Source organism: Sediminivirga luteola (assembly GCF_014639315.1).
GTDB classification, from domain to species: domain Bacteria; phylum Actinomycetota; class Actinomycetes; order Actinomycetales; family Brevibacteriaceae; genus Sediminivirga; species Sediminivirga luteola.
Map to the genome: position 1 here is coordinate 87010 of NZ_BMFY01000014.1, position 20565 is coordinate 107574.

Below are 20565 nucleotides of genomic sequence, written 5' to 3' on the forward strand. Positions count from 1 at the left end.
GGACGTCTATATGATCTGGCTATGAGGCGCCTGCTCTCCCTTCTCATCGCCGTGCCCCTGAGCCTCCTGGCCCTGCCCGCGCTCTGGACGGTCGACCCGGCCCGGATCGGCGCGCAGCTCGCTGGCGGCCCTCCTTTGCTGGACCCCTTCGCCGCGGTGCTCGGCATCCTCGGTGTGCTGCTCCTGGCGGCCGCGGCCGCCTCGGCGGCACTGTCCTCCCTGGGGGCTCTGGTGGCCGGGGCGATCCATGTCCTCGCGGGGCTGGTCCTGTTCGCCGTGCCGCCCGGGCAGCGCTACCCCGTCGTCATCGATGCGAGCGGTACGTTCGGCACCGGCGGTGCCATGGACAGGGGCATGCTGGAGTACACCGTCTCGGGGTCCTGGATCATGGTGGGCGTCCTGCTGCTGGCCGCGGCCGGTGCGGCGAAGCTCCGCCGTCCCGCCGCGCCGCCTCCCGCCCTGATGGCGGTCCTCACGCTGGGAGGCTTCCTCGTGATCTCCGCCGGCGTGGTGCTCGGTCTGCTGGCGCCGGAGGGCGTCACCCGGGCTTTCGCCACCCTCCTGTTCGAGGGCTTCGCCCTCCCGGTCCTCGGCATACTCGCCGGGGCGCTGCTGGCCGGTGGCGGCGTCCTGGCCTCCATCTGGACGCGTCTGCCGCTGTGGCTGGCCGGTGCCGTCCTCCTGGTCCTGGGCCTGGTGTTCGTCTTCATGCCGTGGCTGCCGTTCGGGTTCGGGCTGAGAAGCGCCGCCTGGGTCTTCCTCCCGCTGTGGGGCGGCGTGATCCTCGGCGCCGCGGCCGGTGTCCAGTTCCGCCGCAGGGCCGTCCCGGGCGGCCCTGCGCCCAGCCGGACGGCGGCACCCCAGGCGTAGAATCGGAGCTATGGCTCCGGTGATCCGAGACCCCATGGCCGGCATCGGCTGGCCCTTGCCTCGCGGCGGGGCTTCTGACGCCTACCGTCTGCTGGATCCGGCACGTACGACCGTCATCACGGGCGCGGGCATCAGCACCGATTCGGGCATCCCGGACTACCGCAGCCCGGGTTCCCCGCCACGCAACCCGATGACGGTCCAGACTTTCCGCTCGCATGAGCGCAATCGGCGTCACTACTGGGCCCGCGCCTATGTCGGCTGGGCCCGCCACCGCGTCATCCAGCCCAATCAGGGCCACCGCGACCTGGCGGTGATCGACCCGGCGTGGACGGTCACCCAGAACGTCGACGGCCTGCACGCCGCCGCCGGCAGCCGCCGCCTGATCGAGCTGCACGGCGCCCTGGACCGGGTGGTCTGCCTGGACTGCGGCACGGTCTTCGACCGCGACTGGCTGCAGGAGGAACTCACCCGGCTGAACCCGGGGTTCCTGGAGCGGCTGGAGATCTCCATGACCGATGTGGAGTCCAATCCCGACGGCGATGTGGAGCTGGCGCAGACCGCCGGCTTCCGCATCCGCGACTGCGCCGTCTGCGCGGGGCCGCTGAAACCCGATGTGGTGTACTTCGGCGAGGCCGTCCCGCGCGAGCGGACCGCAGAGGCCGAGGCGGCCATCGACGCGACCGAGGCGGTGCTGGTACTGGGATCCTCGCTCGCCGTGCATTCGGCGCTGAAGCTGGTCCGCCGCGCGGTCCGCGCCGGCAAGCCGCTCGTCATCGTCACCGATGGCCCCACCCGGGCGGACGCGGACGCCGATGTCCGCCTCGTCACCCGCGTGGGTCCGTTCCTGGCCGGGTGGCGCCGATGGCTGAGCCAGAAGGGCCGGACCCCTGTGCGGATGTCCGTACCCGCCCGTAAGGTGGGGGCATGAGCTCACTCGCGAAGGAAGAGCGCGCCGCCTTGGCTTCGGCCCTGCGCCGTGTGGGTCCCGATGCTCCGACCCTGTGCGAGGGCTGGGACGCCAGGGACCTCGCCGCGCATATCGTCACGCGCGACGCCCGGCCGGACGCGATGGTGGGGAAGTCGCTGCCGTTCGTCGGCGGCAAGGCGAAGAAAGCCATCGAGCAGATCGAGGATCTGGACTTCACCGAGCTGGTGCAGCGGATCGAGGCGGGCCCGCCGTCCTACAGTCCGGCACGGCTGAGCCCGGTGAACGACCTGGTCAACGCCACCGAGTTCTACGTCCACACGGAGGACGTGCTGCGCGCTCAGCCGGACTTCGATCCGGAGCATCCCCGGCGCGTCTCCGAGGAGCTGAGCAAGAAGCTCTGGAACGTCAACGCCGAGACCATGCTGCGGGCCGCCGCCTACAAGCGGCGCGAGCGCATCACCTACTTCTCACCGGGATTCGGCGCCATCACGGTCGGCAGGAGCAAGGACCCGCTGGTCACGGTCCAGGGCCGGCCCGAGGAGATCGTGCTGTGGGCCTTCGGCCGGCATGAGAAGGCCCAGGTCATCGTCACGGTCGCCTGAGCCGGGCACGGCCTCCGCAGGTGCCGCGGGTCTCAGCGGCCGAGCCGCTGCCGGTCCCACCAATTGGCGTGCCGGGCGCTGAACGTGCCCCAGCCGACGTTCCCGGTCACCCGGATGAGCGGGCTGCCGGGGCGGGGTTCCACGGCGACCTTGGAGCGGATGCTTCCCCAGGTCTTCTTCAGCCCGTCGACGTTGACGCCCCAGTCTTCCGGCACCACGACGAGCGTGGTACCCCAGCTGGAGGTGACGTCCAGGCTGATGACCGAGTGCGGCGTGCTGGCTTCCAGGAAGTTCCACTCCACGGTCGCCATCGACGGATCCGAGCGGAGATAGGCCGGCACGGTCCAGCGGCCCCTGCGGCGGGTGTCCTCCATCCCGGCGCTGAGCTCGAACGGATTGTCCGGGCTGCTGCCCGCGGCCTGGGCCGGCACGGGCACATGGCCCGCTGCGGCACCGTACGACGGCGCCGGCGGGAAGCCGCCCTGCGCCAGGCCGGGATTGCGTGCCGCATAGGCCTGCGAGGGCGGGACGATGGGCAGATCGGCCACCAGCGGGTCCAGGTCCGCGAAGGTCTTCGCCTGCAGCGCCGACTCGATCCGCTCCGTCAGCTCCTCCAGTTCCAGGCGGCCTTCCGCGGCGGCCTCGTGCAACTGCTCGACCACCGCATCACGCTCGGCGTTGCCGACGCGGGTGCGCAGGACGGGGTTCTCGTCGGGGGAGTGGCTCGCGGACATGCCCCTATCTTCGCACTGCCTCCTGCCCGGGGCCACGAGCGCCGCCGCGCTCTTCGCGGATGAGTCCGGTCTGGCCGGTACGGGTTCAACCGCTGGACATGCAGACCGGCCACCTGGCGCTCGCGGACTCCTATGGACTGCGCGTCGCGGACGCCGCACATCTCGCCATCGCAGTGGTCGCGGTCAGTGGTCGCGGGCGCGGACCGGACCGGTTCGCCACGAACAACCGGAACGACTTCCCGCGCGCGATCACCGGGATCGGCATCGTCTATCCGGACGGGCTGCCCGAGCCCTGAGCATCCATAGCCGGCCGGCGCATCGGGACATGCGGGATGCCTGCCTCCATGTACTCGTCTCCGCGGCGCTGGTAACCGAATCCGGCGTACCACTGCTCAAGATAGGCCTGTGCGCTGATGGCGATCTCCTCACCGGCCCAGCGCTCGTGCGCGGCACGCAGCAGCCGGCCGGCCAGGCCCTTGCCGCGCTGATCTTTCCTGGTGGCGACCCGGCCCAGATGCAGAATGCCGTCGGCGTCGCGGTAGACGCGGATGTAGCTGGTCGGTCCTTGCGCGTCGGCGAACCAGAGGTGCACGGTGCCCGGCAGGAGGTCCAGATCGTCCACCTCCGGCTCCTCGCAGTGCTGTTCGAAGGCGAAGACGAGGTCCCGGATCTTCCAGATCCCGTAGACCTCGGCGGCGGTCAGCCCGGGGCCTTCCACGATGCGCGGCTCGGCAGTGCTCATGACCTCCATCATGCCGTGTTCTCCGCGGTCGTGGCCGTCATCGTGCCCGCTGTCCGTGCCGGCCGATAGTCTTCTCTGCGTGACCTCCTCCCCGACTTCGCCGGTGGCGGTGCTGGACTCCGTCTTCGGCTACGACTCCTTCCGCGGTGACCAGGCGGAGATCATCGACCACGTGGTCTCCGGCGGCGACGCCGTGGTGCTCATGCCCACCGGCGGCGGGAAGTCACTGTGCTATCAGGTGCCCTCGCTGGTGCGTCCGGGCACCGGGGTGGTGGTCTCTCCGCTGATCGCCCTCATGCAGGATCAGGTGGACGCGCTGGCCGCCCTGGGCGTGCGGGCGGCCTTCCTGAACTCCACCCTGGACTCCCGGACGAGCGCCGCCGTCGAGGCCGATCTCCTCGCCGGGCGGCTCGATCTGCTCTACCTGGCCCCGGAACGGCTGGTCCAGGAGCGCACCCTGCGGCTGCTGGACCGCGCCCGGCTCGCGCTGTTCGCCATCGACGAGGCGCACTGCGTCTCCCAGTGGGGGCACGACTTCCGCACCGACTACCTGGGGCTCTCGGTGCTGCATGAACGCTTCCCCACAGTGCCGCGCATCGCGCTGACGGCCACCGCCACCCGGGCCACGCACGAGGAGCTCACCTCCCGGCTGCGCATGGAGGGCGCCCGGCACTTCGTCGCCAGCTTCGACCGGCCCAATATCCGCTACCGGATCGTGGAGAAGCAGCAGCCCCGCGCCCAGCTGCTCCAGTTCCTGCGCACGGAGCATCCGGGAGACGCCGGGATCGTGTACTGCCTCTCGCGCCGCAGCGTGGACCAGACCGCGGAGGCGCTGCGGGCCGCGGGGATCGACGCCCTGGCCTACCACGCGGGACTGACGGAGCAGGAGCGCGCCGAACGGCAGGCGCGGTTCCTCCGGGAGGACGGCGTGGTCATGGTCGCCACCATCGCCTTCGGCATGGGCATCGACAAGCCCGATGTGCGCTTCGTCGCGCATCTCGATCTGCCGAAGTCCGTGGAGGGGTACTACCAGGAGACCGGCCGGGCCGGCCGCGACGGGCTGCCGGCCACGGCATGGATGGCCTATGGGCTCTCGGACGTGGTGCAGCTGCGCCGGATGATCGACCAGTCCGAGGGCTCGGAAGCGCATAAACGATCGCAGCGGTCGCACCTGGACGCGATGCTCGCCCTGTGCGAGACCCTCGGCTGCCGCCGGCAGCAGATCCTGCGCTACTTCGGTCAGGACTCGCCGCCGTGCGGCAACTGCGACACCTGCCTGGAACCGCCGGCCGGCTGGGACGCCACGGTACCGGTCCAGAAGCTGCTCTCCGCCATCATCCGGCTGGACCGGGAACGCGGTCAGCGTTTCGGTGCCGGGCAGATCGTCGATGTGCTCCGGGGGAAGGACAATCCGCGTTCGGCGCAGGCCGACCACGCCGCGCTGAGCGTCTGGGGTATCGGCGCGGACCTGGACGAGCAGGCGTGGCGGGCCGTCATCCGCCAGGTGCTGGCCAGGGACCTGATCGCTGCGGTAGGGGATTACGGCACCCTCGTCGTCACGGAAAAAGCCGGGCCGGTGCTGCGCGGGGAGGAACGCATCGAACTGCGCAAACCCTCGGGCACGGGCGCCGGTGCGCGTTCCCGGGCCCGCGGATCCGGGGAACGGACCGCGGCGGCGGCCCTCTCCGGGGCGGAGGCGGAACTGTTCGAACGGCTGCGCGCCTGGCGGGCCCGGCAGGCCAAAGAGCAGGGGGTGCCGGCGTACGTGGTGTTCGCCGATGCCACCCTGGCCGGGATCGCGGAGTCCCGGCCGGCCACGCTGGGCGAACTGCGAGGAATCAGCGGAGTGGGCGACAAGAAACTGGAACTCTACGGAGAGTCTGTCCTGGGCGTCGTCGGGGCAGCGGGCCCGGAACCTTCCTGAGCGAGCCGGAGCGCATCGCCACCTGTCCGTGGCACCACGTACCCTTGTCATGTGTCCACCGCTCTCTACCGCCGCTACCGCCCCGACACCTTCGACGAGGTGATCGGCCAGGAGCATGTCACGGACCCGCTCAAGGCCGCGCTGGCGCGGAACCGCGTCAATCACGCGTACCTCTTCTCCGGGCCCCGCGGCTGCGGGAAGACCACCTCTGCGCGCATCCTGGCCCGGTGCCTGAACTGCGCCGAGGGCCCCACGCCCACCCCGTGCGGCCAGTGCGACTCGTGCCGTGAGCTGGCCCCCGGCGGCGGGGGCTCGCTGGACGTCATCGAGATCGACGCGGCCAGTCACAACGGCGTCGACGACGCCCGTGATCTGCGGGAACGGGCCGTTTTCGCGCCCGCTCGGGACCGGTTCAAGGTGTTCATCCTCGATGAGGCGCATATGGTCACCACGCAGGGGTTCAACGCCCTGCTGAAGCTGGTGGAGGAACCCCCGCCGCATGTGAAGTTCATCTTCGCGACGACCGAGCCGGACAAGGTGATCGGCACGATCCGGTCGCGGACGCACCACTATCCCTTCCGGCTGGTCCCGCCCGAGCGCCTGGTGCAGTACCTGGAACAGCTGAGCGAGCGCGAGCGCGTCCCCGTCGGCAAAGGCGTGCTGCCGCTCGTGGTGCGTGCCGGCGGCGGTTCGGTGCGAGACACCCTCTCGGTGCTGGACCAGCTCATGGCCGGCGCGGGTGAGGACGGCATCGACTACGAGCGGGCGGTCGCGCTGCTCGGATACACGCATGCCGCGCTGCTGGACGATGTCGTGGACGGCCTGGCCGCCGGCGACGGTGCGGCGGTGTACCGCGTCGTGGAGCGCGTCATCGAATCCGGCCACGACCCGAGGCGGTTCGTGGAGGACCTGCTGGAACGGTTCCGCGATCTGATCGTCATCGATGCGGCCGCCGATGCCGCCCCCGCCCTGCTGCCGGATCTCCCGGCGGACCAGCTGGAGCGGATGATGCTGCAGGCTCGCGGACTCGGTGCCGCGGAGCTGTCCCGCGCCGCGGACGTCGTGCACGCCGGGCTGGGCGAGATGTCCGGGGCGACCTCGCCCAGGCTGCAGCTGGATCTCATCTGCGCCCGGCTGCTGCTTCCCTCGGCGGAGGGATCGGCTCAGGCCCTTCAGGCTCGCCTGGAGCGGATGGAACGACGCATCGGCATGGGGGCGACCGGCACCGCCGCCGGCGGGACAGGCGCCATCGCTGAGCCGTCCGTGGCGCCCGCCCGCGCCGCCAGCCACACCCGCGGCCGCGAGTCCTCCCCGGAGCCAGCCGCCGCGCTGCGGCAGGATCAGTCTCCGGCAGCCCAGTCAGCTCCGCCGGTCCAGGCGAAGACGCCGCCCCCGGCCGCAGGCTCGGCCGGACCCGTGACAGCCCCGCAACCGGTCACAGAATCAGCTACAGAATCAGCCACAGAACCGGGACCGGCGTCTTCACTGTCCGCCCCGGCGCAATCCGCGCAGCCACAGCCAGCAGAGGCCACCCCGTCAGTGGCGGCGCAACCGGAGTCCGCACAGCCTGCGCAGGCTGAAGAGCCCGCACAGTCACAGCCCGCACCGGCGGGAGAGGACCCTCGCGCCACGGCTGCAGAGACCGCGTCCCACGGGCAGGGGACACCAGGGGCGCCAGGCCCTGGCGGCACTGAGATCGACGCGATCCGGCGCGGTTGGCCGGGGATCCTCAACGAGCTCTCCGGCATCCGCAAGCTCGTCTGGGCGCTGGTCAACCAAGACGCCACGGCCCATTCCTTCGAGCGTGGTGTGCTCACGCTCGGCTTCCGCACGCCTGGCCTGGCACAGCGCTTCACCAAGAGCGATTTCGGCCCAGCCGTGGCGCAGGCCGTCCAGCAGCATCTGGGCATCTCCTGCACCGTCGCCGCGATCGCCGATGACGGCCCGGCCGGACATCCCCCTGCGGGGCAGGATCCGGAACCGGACGGGCCTGGCCCGGTGCCGCAGGGTCCGCCGGCCACGCAGCAGGGCGCGCACGTGAGGCAGCCGGAGGCTGCTCGTTCCGAGGTGCACCCCGCCGGCGTTGATTCCGGCAGCCAGGACGCCGTCCCCGCCGATGCCAGCCCGGCTGGCGGTGAGGCCCCGCCGCCCCCCAGGAACGAGGGGATACGCTCCGCGGCACCGGCACAAGAGTCCAGCGGCGCCGTGGACGAACCCGTTCCCTCCCCTTCCTCCGTGGAAGATCACTGGCGGCCGGTGGAGCCTCCCTCCAACGACCCCGAGGATCCCTGGTACACCCCGGCTGAGGACTGGGGGGAGCCAGGCCTCGAACCCGAGCGACCTGACCAGAACCAGCCCGCCGCCGGGCCGGCCCCGGAACCGCAGACGAGCGCGGGGGACCGCTGGGTCGAGGCCCCGGCGCCCATCGTCCCGGCCCCGGAGGACCTCGACGAGGACCCCGAGCCGGCCTCGGCGTCGGCGCCGGAGAGCGAGGGCTACCAGCCGACCGATTACCTCGGCGCCTACGCGGACCTGGAAGGGGCTTTCGATGACCACCCGGCCCAGCCCGCGCAGCCTGCCGGGCCGTCCGGCGCGACCCGGGGCAGTGGTCCCGGCGGGCCCGAGGCGCATGGTGGCTACCCCGTCACCGGCCAGCCCGCTGACACGGAGAGCGCGCTGCACGCGGGCCCGGAGTCCGCTGCCGCGGGCTCGCGGATCGCCGAGGCGCAGCGCGGGCGGGAAGAAGCCGCCGCACGCCTGCGGCAGTTCTTCACCGAACCGTCGGTCACCGGCGCCACCGCCACCAACGGCGGCGGACCCGGGAACAACGGCGCGGTCCCTGCGAACGACGGCGCCCGCTGGAGTGAGAGTTCCACCGTGCCCACCAGCACCGGCCCGTCGAGCAACGGCATTGGCCCCTCGGGCAGTGGGACTGGCCCCCCGGGCAACGGCGCTGGCCCTTCGGGCAATGGGACCGCCTCTTCCGGCAATGGCACGGGGCCGAAAGCAGGCGGCGCGGCGGCACATCAGGAACCGGGTCACGGTACACCGCGGCCGGGCCCCTTCCAGCAGCCGGTTCCGTCCCGCGACGGGACGTCCGACCAGCCCGGTCCCTTCCAGCAGCCGCAGCCGGCCCGCGGGGACGGCGCTCAGGCACCGGGCGGCCAGCGTCACGGCCGGGGCACCGGCGGCCGCGGCGCCCGGCAGGCGGCGGACCCCCAGCACCATGAAGACGATGTGGTCAGCGCCGACGATCCGGACGAGGCCACCCGGTACATGGAGGCTCCGGCGCTGATCGAGCAGAGGCTCGGCGGCGTGATCATCGAGGACATCAGGGAATGAGCATGCTCTACGACGGCGCCATCCAGGACCTCATCGAGGAGTTCAACAAGCTCCCGGGGGTCGGTCCCAAGTCCGCGCAGCGGCTCGCCTTCCACGTCCTGCAGGCGGATCCGGACGACGTCTCCGCCCTCGCGCAGGCACTTGTGGAGGTCAAACGCCGGGTCCGCTACTGCGAGACCTGCGGCAATGTGGCGGAGCGCGAGCTCTGCGCCATCTGCGAGGACGCCCGGCGGGACGGCTCCATCATCTGCATCGTGGAAGAGCCCAAGGACGTCATGGCGATCGAGCGGACCCGGGAGTTCCGCGGGCTCTACCACGTGCTCGGCGGTGCCATCGACCCCATGCGGGGGATCGGGCCGGACCAGCTGCGGATCCGTGAACTCCTCGGGCGGCTGCAGTCCGATCAGATCGAGGAACTCGTCATCGCCACCAACCCCAATGTGGAGGGCGAGGCCACCGCGACCTACCTGACCCGGCTGCTCCTGCCGCTCGGCGTCACCGTGAGCCGGCTCGCCTCCGGCCTCCCGGTCGGCGGCGACCTGGAGTACGCCGACGAGGTCACCCTCGGCCGGGCCTTCGAGGGCCGCCGCGTGCTGACCGCCTGAGGATGCCCGGCCCCGAGCGTCTCCCCCATCGGCCCTGAGCCCGGCGAGTTCTCGGCCCTGAGCCCGGCGAGTTCCGGCGTCCGGAGCGACCGCCGGAATGGTGCGCCACGGGTCCTCCGTATCGGCAGGTGAGACGCGCGCCCGACCGCGGATGAGCCGGGGCGCCCGGTCATGGAACAATATGGCGGGAAGCCCAGCAGGAAGCAAGGAGAATCAGCGTGAGCTTGGTCGTGCAGAAATTCGGCGGATCGTCCGTAGCGGATGCCGAATCCATCAAGCGCGTGGCCAAGCGCATCGCGGAATACAAGAAGCTGGGGCATGACGTCGTCGTGGTGGTCTCGGCGATGGGTGACACCACCGACGAGCTGATCGACCTGGCCGAGCAGGTCTCGCCGGTGCCTCCCGCCCGGGAGCTGGATATGCTGCTCACCGCCGGAGAACGCATCTCCATGGCGGTCCTGGCCATGGCGATCGCTAATCTGGGCTTCCGTGCCCAGTCCTTCACCGGCAGCCAGGCCGGGGTGATCACCGATGAGGCCTTCGGCAAGGCCCGGATCATCGACGTCACCCCCGGCCGCATCCAGCAGGCCATCGCGGAGGGGAACATCGCCATCGTCGCCGGGTTCCAGGGAGTCAGCCAGGACACCAAGAACATCACCACCCTGGGACGCGGCGGCTCGGACACCACGGCGGTCGCGCTGGCGGCGGCCCTGGACGCCGACGTGTGCGAGATCTACACGGACGTCGACGGCGTCTTCACCGCCGATCCGAGGATCGTGCCGGCCGCCTCGCGCATCAACGTCATCAGCTATGAGGAGATGATGGAGATGGCCGCCTCCGGCGCCAAGGTCCTCATGCTCCGCTGCGTCGAATACGCCCGCCGCTACCGGGTCCCTGTGCACGTCCGCTCCTCCTTCTCCCAGCGGCCGGGCACCTGGGTCACCGACGCCCCGGTCCCGGAGGAATTCGCCACCGACCCGCTCGCACCGCAGGAACTGGAAGAGGACACGACAATGGAACAGGCCATCATCTCCGGGGTCGCGCACGACCGCTCCGAGGCCAAGGTCACGATCGTGGGCGTCCCGGACGTGCCCGGCAAGGCCGCGGATATCTTCAGGACGGTCGCCGCCGAGGAGATCGACATCGACATGATCGTCCAGAACGTCTCCACCCGCGAGCAGGGCCTGACGGACATCTCCTTCACGCTGCCCAAGACCGACGGTGCCCGCGCGCTCAAGGCGCTCGAGGACCGCAAGCAGGCCATCGGCTTCGGTCAGGTCCAGTACGACGATCAGATCGGCAAGCTCTCCGTGGTCGGCGCCGGCATGCGCTCGCACCCGGGCGTGACCGCCACCCTGTTCGAGGCGCTGTCCAAGGCCGGCGTGAACATCGATATGATCTCGACCTCGGAGATCCGCATCTCCGTGGTCACCCGTGCCGACCTCTTGGATCAGGCCGTGCGCGCCGCCCATACCGCCTATGGGCTGGATTCCGAGGAAGGCGAGGCCGTGGTCTACGGAGGTACCGGACGATGAGTGCACTGAACGTCGGCGTCGTGGGCGCCACCGGCCAGGTCGGCGGGGTCATGCGGGCCTTGCTGGAGAACGATCCCGGCTTCGAGATCGGCGAGCTGCGGCTGTTCGCCTCGGCGCGTTCGGCCGGCTCCACGCTGCGCTGGCGGGACCGCGAGATCACCGTCGAGGACGCCGCCACCGCGGATCCGTCCGGACTGGACGTCGCCCTGTTCTCCGCCGGCGGCGCCACCTCCAAGGCGCAGGCGCCGCGGTTCGCGGCTGCGGGCGTCACCGTGGTGGACAACTCCTCCGCCTGGCGGCTGGACCCGGACGTCCCCCTGGTCGTGAGCGAGGTCAACCCGCAGGAGATCGCGAACGCCGGCAAGGGCATCATCGCGAACCCCAACTGCACCACCATGGCGGCGATGCCGGTGCTCAAGGCGCTGCACGACGAGGCCGGTCTGGAGCGGCTGCAGGTGGCCACCTACCAGGCGGTATCCGGTTCGGGACTGGCGGGCGTCGAGGAGCTCTTCGGCCAGATCGAGGCCGCCCTCCCCGGTAGCCGCGGGCTGGTCCACGACGGGCAGGCCGTCGGCTTCCCCGAGCCCGGCGTGTACCAGCGGCACATCGGCTTCAACGTCATCCCGCTGGCCGGCTCGATCGTCGACGACGGCGAGGGCGAGACCGACGAGGAGAAGAAGCTGCGCAACGAGAGCCGAAAGATCCTCGGGCTGCCGGATCTGCGCGTGGCCGGCACCTGCGTGCGCGTGCCGGTGTTCACCGGGCACTCCCTGAGCATCCACGCCGAGTTCGCCTCCGCGATCTCGCCGGAGCGTGCCCGCGAGGTCCTCTCCGCCGCTCCCGGGGTGGCGCTCTCAGACATCCCGAACCCCCTGGAGGCAGCGGGCAAGGACCCCAGCTTCGTGGGCCGGATCAGGCAGGACCAGTCCGCTCCCGAGGGCAAGGGCCTGGTGCTCTTCGTCTCCAACGACAATCTGCGCAAGGGCGCGGCGCTCAACACCGTGCAGATCGCCCGGTTGATCGCGGAAAGCCGCTGAAGGACTGTTCTCCCTGAGCCTGTGTGGAACTGCTCTCGCTGAATCCATGAGGGCCGGCGGCGCTGAGCCTGCCGAGGCACGTTGACGCATAACGGGACGCTAATTAGATCCATTATCACCGCAGGAGTAGGCTCGGGGCGTGAACCGACGCACGCAGATCGCCCCGAGCCTTATCCGTTCCCAGGCCGGACAGCGCCGCCGTCCCGCTGTCGTCATCGGCGCTGTGGTCTCGGCGCTGACGCTGGTCGCCGGTTGCGGCTCCGGGCAGGGCGCCGATGCGGGCCAGGGTGATTCCGGCGCGCTTCAGGTCGTCACCTCCACGGATGTGTACGCCGATATCGTCAGCACGATCGGCGGGGACCTGGTCGAGGTGACCCCGATCATCGACGACCCCGCGATCGACCCGCACTCCTACGAGGCGACCGCTCAGGACCAGCTCGTTCTCTCCCGCGCCGATGTCGTGGTCATCAACGGCGGCGGCTACGACGAGTTCGTGGAGATGATGCTCGCGGCGGCAGACTCCGAGCCTCCGGTCGTCAACGCGGTCGAGGCCTCCGGTCTGGAGGGCGCCGACGACGCCGGACACGATCATGAGCATGGCGAGGAAGCCGGTGACGAGCACGAGCACGGCGAGGAAGCCGGCGACGAGCACAGCCACGACCATGACGAGCACGAGCACGGCGACGAGGCTGGCGACGAGCACGGCGACGATCATGAGGGGCACGATCACGAGCACGACCACGGCGCCTTCAACGAGCATGTCTGGTACAGCATCCCGGCGATGGAGAACCTCGCCGCTGCGGTCGCCGAGGAACTGACCGCCCTCCTGCCCGAGGATGCCGGCACGATCCAGGCGAACGCCGAGGCGCTCACCGGGGAGCTCGAGACGCTGCACGAGCGCCTGCACGGCATCGAGGAGGAGCACGCCGGCACGGTGGTGGGCGTGACGGAACCGGTGGCGCTCTACCTGTTCGAGGACATGGGCCTGGAGAACGCGGTGCCGGAGGACTTCATCTACGCCGTGGAGTCCGGGAGCGATGTGCCTCCGCTGGTCCTGCGCGACACTCTGGAGACAGCGCAGTCCGGGGACCTGCAGCTCCTGGCGATCAACACGCAGTCAGCCGGGCCCGAAGCCGAGGATCTCCGCCGTGCCGCCGAGGAGGCCGGCACCCCGGTCGTGGAGGTCGTCGAGACGCTCCCGGAGGGCCTCACCTACGCGGTCTGGATGAACGACGTGATCACGGCCGTCGAGGATGCACTCGGCTGAGCCGCCCGTCCCGCTTCGCGCCGGCGTGCCCGGCCGGCATGGTCCAGCCCGGCGCGGCCGCCATGCCCTGCACTACGCTTGAACTGTCATGAACCCACCCGTCGAACTCCGTGATGCCGGCCTGCGCTTCCACGACCGCGTCCTATGGCAGCACCTCGATCTCTCCGTCGAACCCGGGGAGTTCCTCGCCGTGCTCGGGCCAAACGGCACGGGCAAGACCTCTCTGCTGAAGGTCCTGCTCGGCCAGCACGCACTGTTCCAGGGCACCGCCCGGATCAATGGCCGGCCGGCGCGGCGCGGCAACTCGGACGTCGGATACGTCCCGCAGCAGAAGGGCCTCGACGAGCACGTCCCCATGCGCGGCCGGGACATGGTGCGGATGGGGATCAACGGGCATCGCTGGGGCCCCGGCCTGCCCAGCCGCAGGTTGCGCGCCCGGGTGGACGAGCTGATCGCGCAGGTCGGCGCGGAGGACTTCGCCGATGCTCCGGCCGGGGTCCTCTCCGGCGGGGAGCGCCAGCGCCTCCGGGTCGCGGCGGCGCTGGGCTCGGATCCCTCGGTGCTGCTGTGCGATGAGCCGCTTCTCTCCCTCGACCTGCACCATCAGCAGGTCGTCTCGAACCTGCTGCACCGCCAGGCGGCGGAGCACGACACGACCGTCCTGTTCGTGACGCATGAGATCAATCCGGTGCTGCCCTACGTCGACCGCGTGCTCTATCTGGCCGGCGGGCGCTTCCGGATCGGCACGCCCCGGGAGGTCATCAACACCGAGACGCTGAGCGAGCTGTACCGCTCCCGGGTGCGCGTCGTCGAGGTGGACGGGCAGCTGCTCATCGTCGGCGGCGACGAGGGCGCCGCCCACCATCATGAGCCGCCCGCGGATGCGGCGCCGGAGGGGAGGATCCTGTGAACGGCCTCTTCACCTTCGAGGACTACGGGGACCTCGTCCTGCTGCTCTCCGACTCCATCTGGGCGGCCGCGCTGCTGGGCGTCGTGGGCGGTTTGATCAGTGTCTTCGTCATGGCGAGGGACATCGGCTTCGCGGTGCACGGGATCAGCGAGCTGTCCTTCGCCGGTGCCGCGTTCGCCCTGCTGATCGCCGCCGACGTCGTGATCGGATCCATGGCCGGCGCGGTGATCGCCGCTGTGGCCATCGGGCTCGGCGGCGCCAAAGTGGGGGAGAAGAACGCCATCATCGGCGTCATGATGCCCTTCGGGCTGGGGCTGGCGATCCTGTTCCTGGCCCTCTACGACGGCCGGGCAGCCAATAAGTTCGGCCTGCTGACCGGCCAGATCGTGGCGATCCGCCCCGATCAGCTGCAGCTCCTGGTCTGGTGCGCCTTGCTGGTGCTGGTCCTGCTGGCGGTGCTGTGGCGGCCGCTGATGTTCGCCAGCGTCGACCCCGAGGCGGCGCAGGCCCGTGGTGTGCCCATGGCCCGCCTGTCGGTGGTGTTCATGCTGGTGCTCGGCGTCGCGGTGGCGCTGAGCGTGCAGGTGGTCGGCGTGCTGCTGGTGCTGGCGCTCCTGATCACCCCGGCCGCGGCGGCGACGCAGCTGACGGCCTCGCCGCTCTGGGTGCCGGTGCTCAGCGTCGTCTTCGCCGTGACGTCCTCCGTCGGCGGGATCCTCATCGCCCTCGGATCTCCGGCGGTGCCGATCAGCCCGTTCGTGACGACCATCAGCTTCGCCATCTACCTGGTGTGCAGACTGTTCGGCGGGCGGCGCCTGGCCCGTCACCGCAAGCTCTCCACCCGGCGCGCCGCCGCGCACGCGTGAACCGGAGCCCCCGCGCCGCGGGCAGCGAACGCTGCGGACGGCTGCCCCTGGGGTGAAGCACTAATGCCGGGTGAGCTCACGCGGAGTTAGTGCGCAACCCGGAACCAGCGCGGCTCGTTGAACGCGCCGAACGCGGCCGGGCGGCTAGTGCGGCTCGTCGAACCCAGCGGGTCCGCCGGGCCGCCACGCCAGGCCCTCCCTGGCGCGCACCAGCTGATGGGCCGGCAGGACGCCGCCGGTATGCAGCTCCTCGAGGGCTTCCGGGGCGAACCAGCCGACCGCGGTCGACTCCTCATCGGCGACGCGCGCTGTTCCCGCGTGCAACCGGCACCGGAACAGCGCGGTGAGGTAGCTGGCTCGATCCCCGTTCGGATAACGGACCTCGTCGCCGCTGCGTAGGCTCACCAGCCCCTCGATCTGCACCGTGACATCGCACTCCTCGGCCAGCTCACGGTGCAGGGTCCGTGCCGGTTGCTCACCGGGTTCGACGATGCCGCTGGGCAGCGCCCAGTACCCCAGGTCGCTGCGCCGCGTCAGGAGCAGGCGGTCATCGGCGTCCAGGACGACGCCGGCGACCCCGGAGAGGAACAGCGGCGCGTGCCCGACTCGCTCACGCAGGGCACGGAGGAACTCAGGCATCGGCATGTGCCTCACGCTAGCGCAAGCAACCGGCCCGCCCGTCACCAGCCGTGATCGGGCTCGCAGGCGTCGTGGGAGGACGGTTCCACCTGGATGGTGGAGTGGCTGATGCCGTACTCCCGGTGCAGCAGATCCGATGCCGCGTCCAGCACGTCGTGACTGCCGCCGTGGGCCACCAGATGGACGGTGGCCACGGGCATTCCGGAGGTCAGCGTCCAGATGTGCAGGTCATGCGCGTCTTCCACGCCGGGAAGCCCGGTCAGGGAGGTCATGACCTGCTCCGGGTCGATGCCGCGTGGGCTGTGCTGGAACAGGACGCTGAGCACTTCGCGTCCCAGGACGACGGCCCGGACCACGATGAACGCGCCGATCGCCAGCGCCGCCACGGTGTCCCACAGCGGGTTTCCGGTGGCGATGATGAGCACGCCGGCCACCAGGACGCCCACCGAGCCGATGGTGTCCGCGAGCACCTCCAGATAGGCGCCTTTGACGTTGATGCTCTCGCCGCTGCCGCCGCGCAGCAGGGCGAGGGCGGCGATGTTCGCCCCGAGCCCCAGCACGCCGACGACCATCATGATGCCGGTTTCGATCTCCACCGGCTGGCCGATCCGGCCGATGGCCTGAGTGAGCACGAAGGCAGCCATGCCCAGCATGATCAGCGCGGCAAGCCCGGCGGCGAGCACTTCCGCGCGGTAAAGGCCGAAGGTGCGGGTCCCGCCCGGGGCCGTCCGGGAGGCGAGCACGCTTGCGGTCAGCGCCGTGGCCAGGGTGATGACGTCGGCTCCCATATGCGCGGCGTCGGTGAGCAGCGCCAGCGAACCGGAGAGGATGCCGCCGATCAGCTCCACCAGGAAGAACCCGCCGATGATCGCCAGCGAGAGGGTGAGCCGTCCGCGGTGGCGGGAGCTGGCGGGGGCGTGGGAGTGGCCGGCGCCCATGCGAGGACCTCCAATACATAAACGACTACTAATATATATGGTCCCAGCTGGGAGCGCCCTGCGTCAACGTCGCGGAATGTGACGTCCGTTGCGCCGGCCCGCCCCGGGCGGGGCGGGGACGCCGCGTGCCCAGGCGGGCCGCAGGCTGAGTGCGCGCGTAGCATGAGGGCGACCCGGTCATCGGGCGACAGCAGGATGCGGCAGACGCCGAACGAGAGCCTTCGAGGAGACGACATCAGCATGAGCACGGTCGGGCACGTGGCGGGGACGGCAGGGCGCATCTGCGCGGGAGTCGCCGCCGCCGGCGGAGCGGTTGCGGCGTGGTCGTTCCTGGTCGAGCCGCACTGGTTCGTGCTGCGCCGGGCGACGCTGCCGGTCCTGCCGTCAGGCTCGCCGTCGCTGCGGCTCCTGCACATATCGGATCTGCACCTCGTGCCCGGCCAGGCCCCCAAGCGCCGATGGGTCTCCCAGCTGGCGCGCCTGGAGCCCGATCTCGTGGTCACCACGGGCGACAACATCGGCTCCGCGCGGGCGCTGCCCGATCTGTTCGACTGCCTGGAACCGCTGCTGGAGCGGCCCGGAGCCTTCGTGTTCGGTTCCAACGACTACTACGCGCCGGTGGTGAAGAACCCGCTGGGATACCTGCTCGGACCCTCGAGCCGCGGCCGGCCCCGGCACGGTGCGCTCCTGCCGGTCGAGGATCTGCGGTCCGGTCTGCGGCGAGCCGGCTGGCTCGACCTGAACAACGCGACGGGTGTCCTGAACCTGGGTGATCTGCGAGTGTCCCTGGCGGGCATGGACGATCCGCACATCGGACGGCACCGCTGGCCGCAACCAGCGTGGGCTCCGGCCGGGGACGCGGAGGCCCTGCAGCTGGGCGTCGTCCACGCGCCCTACCGGGCGGTCCTGAACCGCTTCGCGCGGGCCGGCGCCGATCTGGTGCTGGCCGGGCACACGCACGGCGGTCAGGTGCGGATCCCGTTCTGGGGGGCGCCGGCGACCAACTGCGATCTGGGGCGGGATCAGGCACGCGGCGTGATGGCCTGGGACCGGGCCGTCGTCAATGTCTCGGCGGGGGTCGGCTGCGCGCCGATGGCGCCGGTGCGGTTCGCCTGCCGCCCCGAGGCCTCGCTGCTGACCCTCGTGGCGCGCTGAACGTTCCAGGCCGGGGCCGCCGGGGCGGCTCCGGGGGGCGTGCCGGGGCCGCCGCATGGGCGTCAGCTGAAGAAATGCGGAGGATTCTCCCACCAAGAGAACGCGGGCCGGGCTTGTGCCTCTCGGTAGACTTCAGCATATGGCGTCTTCCGAGTCCACGTTCTCAGGCACGTTCAGCGCCCTGTTCCAGTTCATCGCGGTCAGCGTGATCACCGGTGTGGTCGGCGCTGGCCTGGCGATCCCTGCCGTCGGCGCGGCATCGGCCGGTGCCGAAGGCGCGGTAGACATCTTCGACGCGCTGCCGGCGGAGCTGGAGGAGCGGCCGCTTGCTCAGCAGTCCGTCATGCTCGCCGCCGACGGCTCCGAGATCGCCCGGTTCTTCTGGCAGAACCGCGAGGAAGTGCCGCTGGAGGACATCTCGCAGCGGATGCAGGACGCCACCGTCGCCATCGAGGACGAGCGGTTCTTCCAGCACGGCGGCGTGGACATCGAGGGCATCGCCCGCGCCGCGGTGGTGAACCTCATCTCGGACAGCACTCAGGGCGGTTCGACGCTGACGCAGCAGTACGTGAAGAACGTGCTGATCGAGAACAGCCACGCCGAGGGCGATGACGAGGGCATCCAGGAGGCCCGCCAGAGCGACGGCGTGGCCGGCTACGCCCGTAAGCTCCGCGAGGCCAAGCTGGCCGTAGCGGTGGAGAAGCGGTACTCCAAAGAGGAGATCCTCAACCGCTACCTGAACATCAACAACTACTCCGGCTCGCCCAACACCTACGGCGTGCAGGCGGCGGCGCACCACTACTGGGGCATCCCCGCCTCGGAGTTGAACCTCCAGCAGTCGGCCATGCTGGCCGGGATCGTGCAGAATCCGTCCCGCTTCAACCCGGAGACGAACCCGGACGAAGTGCTCCAGCGCCGGAACGTCGTGCTGGGGAACATGCTGCGCCACGACTTCATCACGCAGGAGGAGTACGACGAGGCGACGGCCTCCGATCTGGACCTGGACGTGCACCGCACGCCGAACGGCTGCTCTGCCGCCGAGGGCATGGAGTACTTCTGCGACTACGTCACCTCGGTGATCGCCAACTCGGACCTGTACGGCGAGGACGCCGAGGAGCGGGTGCGCTATATGCAGCGCGGCGGCCTGACCATCCAGACGACCATCAACCCGGAGATGCAGCGCATCGCGGTGGAGCAGGTGCACAACCGCATTCCCGCCGACGACCCCTCCGGCGCGGGCCACACCATCGTCACGGTGGAGCCGGGGACCGGCAAGGTCCTGGCGATGGCGCAGAACCGGAACTACACCGTGAACCAGAACGAGGAGGAACACGACCCCTCGGCCACGAGCGTCAACTACAACGTGGACCGGCTGCATCGCGGAGGCAACGGATTCCAGGTCGGCTCGACGTGGAAGCCCTTCGTGCTAGCGGCATGGCTGAAGTCGGGTCGTTCGCTCTCCACAACCGTGGACGCCACGAAACGGGTCTTCCCGGCGAGTTCCTGGACCTACAACGGCTGTGACAACAACGCCGGGGACGCGGATCCGAGCAACGCCGGCGACGGCCGCGGCAGCTCCTCGATGACTGCGCTGCAGGCCACCACGGGCTCGGTCAACACGGCGTACACGGCGATGGCCAACCAGTTGAACATGTGCGACATCCTGGACACCGCGATGGATCTGGGCCTGAAGCAGGGCAACGGCCAGCCACTGGACACGCCGATGGACAACGGGCTGACCGAGGCGCTGCTTCCGTCGTCCGTGCTGGGTACGCCCAATATCGCGCCCATCGACATGGCAGCGGCGTACGCGACGTTCGCCAACCGCGGCGAGTACTGCGCACCGCTGGCGCTGGAAGGCATCACCGCCCGGGACGGTGAGGAGGTCCCCGTGCCCGAGCAGGACTGCCACCGGGCGCTGGATGAGGACGTCGCCGACGGCGTGGCCTGGGCGCTCAGCCAGACGTTCAACGGCGGCACCACCTCCGGCCTCGGGATCGGGGTCCCGGCTGCCGCCAAGACCGGTACGACGAACTTCGAGGTCGGCGCGACCTGGCTGCTCGGGTTCACCCGCACCATGTCCACTGCCGTGTGGACCGGCGATCCGGAAGGGCGTCGCGACTGGCGCCGGAACAGCGAGGGCGTCGTCCGCGGCAACATCTACGGCGCCACCATCTCCGGTCGTACATGGCAGGCGTACATGTCCCGCGCGGTGGAGCACACCCAGGGCAACACCGGCTTCCCGCGCCCAGGCTCCTCGGTGATGGGATCGAGCCCCCGCAGCACAGGCGGCGGTGACCGCGGCGGAAACGGTGGCGGCGGAAACGGCGGCGGCCAGAACAACAACGGTGGCGGCGACAACGGTGGTGGCGGCGACAACGGCGCCGGCCTCGGCGGCGGCTGAGCCCGCAGCCTTGACGGGCGGCACCGGCCGTTAAGCTGGGCGTGGGACGGACGCTCGCCGAGCGGAC

The 20565-nt window shown here is 70.6% G+C and carries 18 protein-coding genes; 14 read left to right on the plus strand and 4 right to left on the minus strand.

The features are described from left to right. The first annotated feature begins 21 nt into the window (after positions 1–21). Genes IEW13_RS14230 through IEW13_RS14240 form a run of 3 tightly spaced genes read left to right on the plus strand, consistent with a single transcriptional unit; the run spans position 22 to position 2400 of the window. On the plus strand, positions 22–870 hold the full coding sequence (locus IEW13_RS14230) for a hypothetical protein (RefSeq protein ID WP_188551580.1): 849 nt from the start codon (positions 22–24) through the stop codon (positions 868–870). A gap of 10 nt (positions 871–880) precedes the next feature. Further along, positions 881–1798 (plus strand): Sir2 family NAD-dependent protein deacetylase, encoded by a 918-nt coding sequence (locus IEW13_RS14235; RefSeq protein ID WP_188551581.1) that lies wholly within the window; start codon positions 881–883, stop codon positions 1796–1798. Next, a complete protein-coding gene (locus tag IEW13_RS14240; protein ID WP_188551582.1) occupies positions 1795–2400 on the plus strand; it encodes a TIGR03085 family metal-binding protein in 606 nt (201 codons plus the stop codon). The genes IEW13_RS14235 and IEW13_RS14240 overlap by 4 nt, the downstream gene beginning before the upstream one ends. Before the next feature lie 32 nt (positions 2401–2432). On the opposite strand, the gene IEW13_RS14245 is transcribed toward IEW13_RS14240, so the two are convergent. Further along, a complete protein-coding gene (locus IEW13_RS14245; protein ID WP_188551583.1) occupies positions 2433–3134 on the minus strand; it encodes a DUF1707 SHOCT-like domain-containing protein in 702 nt (233 codons plus the stop codon). Between the two features lie 98 nt (positions 3135–3232). Here IEW13_RS14245 and IEW13_RS14250 point away from each other — a divergent pair, with 98 nt between their 5' ends. Then, the gene (locus IEW13_RS14250) at positions 3233–3430 is read left to right on the plus strand and encodes a hypothetical protein (RefSeq protein WP_188551584.1); all 198 of its coding nucleotides are present in this window, start codon (positions 3233–3235) and stop codon (positions 3428–3430) included. Here the strand turns inward: IEW13_RS14250 and IEW13_RS14255 are convergent. Further along, positions 3403–3876 carry a GNAT family N-acetyltransferase gene (locus IEW13_RS14255; RefSeq protein ID WP_188551585.1) on the minus strand — a complete coding sequence of 158 codons (474 nt, stop codon included), beginning with the start codon at positions 3874–3876 and terminating at the stop codon, positions 3403–3405. The genes IEW13_RS14250 and IEW13_RS14255 overlap by 28 nt on opposite strands. A 79-nt stretch (positions 3877–3955) precedes the next feature. Between IEW13_RS14255 and recQ the strand changes: the two genes are divergently transcribed. From recQ to IEW13_RS14295, 8 genes are all read left to right on the plus strand, one after another. Continuing rightward, positions 3956–5800 (plus strand): DNA helicase RecQ, encoded by a 1845-nt coding sequence (gene recQ, locus IEW13_RS14260; protein WP_229745191.1) that lies wholly within the window; start codon positions 3956–3958, stop codon positions 5798–5800. Between the two features lie 51 nt (positions 5801–5851). After that, positions 5852–9142, plus strand: coding sequence for a DNA polymerase III subunit gamma and tau (locus tag IEW13_RS14265; protein ID WP_188551587.1), 3291 nt, complete (start codon positions 5852–5854; stop codon positions 9140–9142). Beyond that, on the plus strand, positions 9139–9747 hold the full coding sequence (recR, locus tag IEW13_RS14270; protein ID WP_188551588.1) for a recombination mediator RecR: 609 nt from the start codon (positions 9139–9141) through the stop codon (positions 9745–9747). The genes IEW13_RS14265 and recR overlap by 4 nt, the downstream gene beginning before the upstream one ends. 218 nt (positions 9748–9965) lie before the next feature. After that, complete coding sequence (locus IEW13_RS14275) at positions 9966–11282, plus strand: aspartate kinase (protein WP_188551589.1); 1317 nt, start codon at positions 9966–9968, stop codon at positions 11280–11282. Further along, complete coding sequence (locus tag IEW13_RS14280; RefSeq protein WP_188551590.1) at positions 11279–12319, plus strand: aspartate-semialdehyde dehydrogenase; 1041 nt, start codon at positions 11279–11281, stop codon at positions 12317–12319. The genes IEW13_RS14275 and IEW13_RS14280 overlap by 4 nt, the downstream gene beginning before the upstream one ends. A gap of 139 nt (positions 12320–12458) precedes the next feature. Continuing rightward, complete coding sequence (locus IEW13_RS14285; protein WP_229745192.1) at positions 12459–13586, plus strand: metal ABC transporter solute-binding protein, Zn/Mn family; 1128 nt, start codon at positions 12459–12461, stop codon at positions 13584–13586. An 88-nt stretch (positions 13587–13674) separates the two neighbouring features. Continuing rightward, positions 13675–14496: a metal ABC transporter ATP-binding protein gene (locus tag IEW13_RS14290; RefSeq protein ID WP_188551591.1), complete on the plus strand. Its 822-nt coding sequence runs from the start codon at positions 13675–13677 to the stop codon at positions 14494–14496. Then, positions 14493–15362, plus strand: coding sequence for a metal ABC transporter permease (locus IEW13_RS14295; protein ID WP_188551592.1), 870 nt, complete (start codon positions 14493–14495; stop codon positions 15360–15362). Before IEW13_RS14290 ends, IEW13_RS14295 begins: the two co-directional genes overlap by 4 nt. Positions 15363–15506: 144 nt before the next feature. On the opposite strand, the gene IEW13_RS14300 is transcribed toward IEW13_RS14295, so the two are convergent. Both IEW13_RS14300 and IEW13_RS14305 read right to left on the minus strand, forming a co-directional pair. Then, on the minus strand, positions 15507–16007 hold the full coding sequence (locus IEW13_RS14300; RefSeq protein WP_188551593.1) for an NUDIX domain-containing protein: 501 nt from the start codon (positions 16005–16007) through the stop codon (positions 15507–15509). Positions 16008–16042: 35 nt separating this feature from the next. Further along, positions 16043–16939, minus strand: coding sequence for a cation diffusion facilitator family transporter (locus IEW13_RS14305; RefSeq protein WP_188551594.1), 897 nt, complete (start codon positions 16937–16939; stop codon positions 16043–16045). 240 nt (positions 16940–17179) lie between these two features. Here IEW13_RS14305 and IEW13_RS14310 point away from each other — a divergent pair, with 240 nt between their 5' ends. Together IEW13_RS14310 and IEW13_RS14315 are read left to right on the plus strand one after the other, a co-directional pair. Beyond that, a complete protein-coding gene (locus IEW13_RS14310; RefSeq protein WP_188551595.1) occupies positions 17180–18094 on the plus strand; it encodes a metallophosphoesterase in 915 nt (304 codons plus the stop codon). A gap of 139 nt (positions 18095–18233) precedes the next feature. Next, positions 18234–20498 carry a transglycosylase domain-containing protein gene (locus tag IEW13_RS14315; RefSeq protein WP_188551596.1) on the plus strand — a complete coding sequence of 755 codons (2265 nt, stop codon included), beginning with the start codon at positions 18234–18236 and terminating at the stop codon, positions 20496–20498. Positions 20499–20565: the final 67 nt, after the last annotated feature.

Coding starts and splice junctions, on each gene's coding strand:
- IEW13_RS14230 (WP_188551580.1), top strand. CDS start 22: ATGAGGCGCCTGCTCTCCCTTCTCATCGCCGTGCCCCTGAGCCTCCTG.
- IEW13_RS14235 (WP_188551581.1), top strand. CDS start 881: ATGGCTCCGGTGATCCGAGACCCCATGGCCGGCATCGGCTGGCCCTTG.
- IEW13_RS14250 (WP_188551584.1), top strand. CDS start 3,233: ATGCAGACCGGCCACCTGGCGCTCGCGGACTCCTATGGACTGCGCGTC.
- IEW13_RS14245 (WP_188551583.1), bottom strand. CDS start 3,134: ATGTCCGCGAGCCACTCCCCCGACGAGAACCCCGTCCTGCGCACCCGC.
- IEW13_RS14280 (WP_188551590.1), top strand. CDS start 11,279: ATGAGTGCACTGAACGTCGGCGTCGTGGGCGCCACCGGCCAGGTCGGC.
- IEW13_RS14305 (WP_188551594.1), bottom strand. CDS start 16,939: ATGGGCGCCGGCCACTCCCACGCCCCCGCCAGCTCCCGCCACCGCGGA.
- IEW13_RS14310 (WP_188551595.1), top strand. CDS start 17,180: ATGAGCACGGTCGGGCACGTGGCGGGGACGGCAGGGCGCATCTGCGCG.
- IEW13_RS14300 (WP_188551593.1), bottom strand. CDS start 16,007: ATGCCGATGCCTGAGTTCCTCCGTGCCCTGCGTGAGCGAGTCGGGCAC.
- IEW13_RS14255 (WP_188551585.1), bottom strand. CDS start 3,876: ATGAGCACTGCCGAGCCGCGCATCGTGGAAGGCCCCGGGCTGACCGCC.
- IEW13_RS14315 (WP_188551596.1), top strand. CDS start 18,234: ATGGCGTCTTCCGAGTCCACGTTCTCAGGCACGTTCAGCGCCCTGTTC.
- IEW13_RS14290 (WP_188551591.1), top strand. CDS start 13,675: ATGAACCCACCCGTCGAACTCCGTGATGCCGGCCTGCGCTTCCACGAC.
- IEW13_RS14240 (WP_188551582.1), top strand. CDS start 1,795: ATGAGCTCACTCGCGAAGGAAGAGCGCGCCGCCTTGGCTTCGGCCCTG.
- recR (WP_188551588.1), top strand. CDS start 9,139: ATGAGCATGCTCTACGACGGCGCCATCCAGGACCTCATCGAGGAGTTC.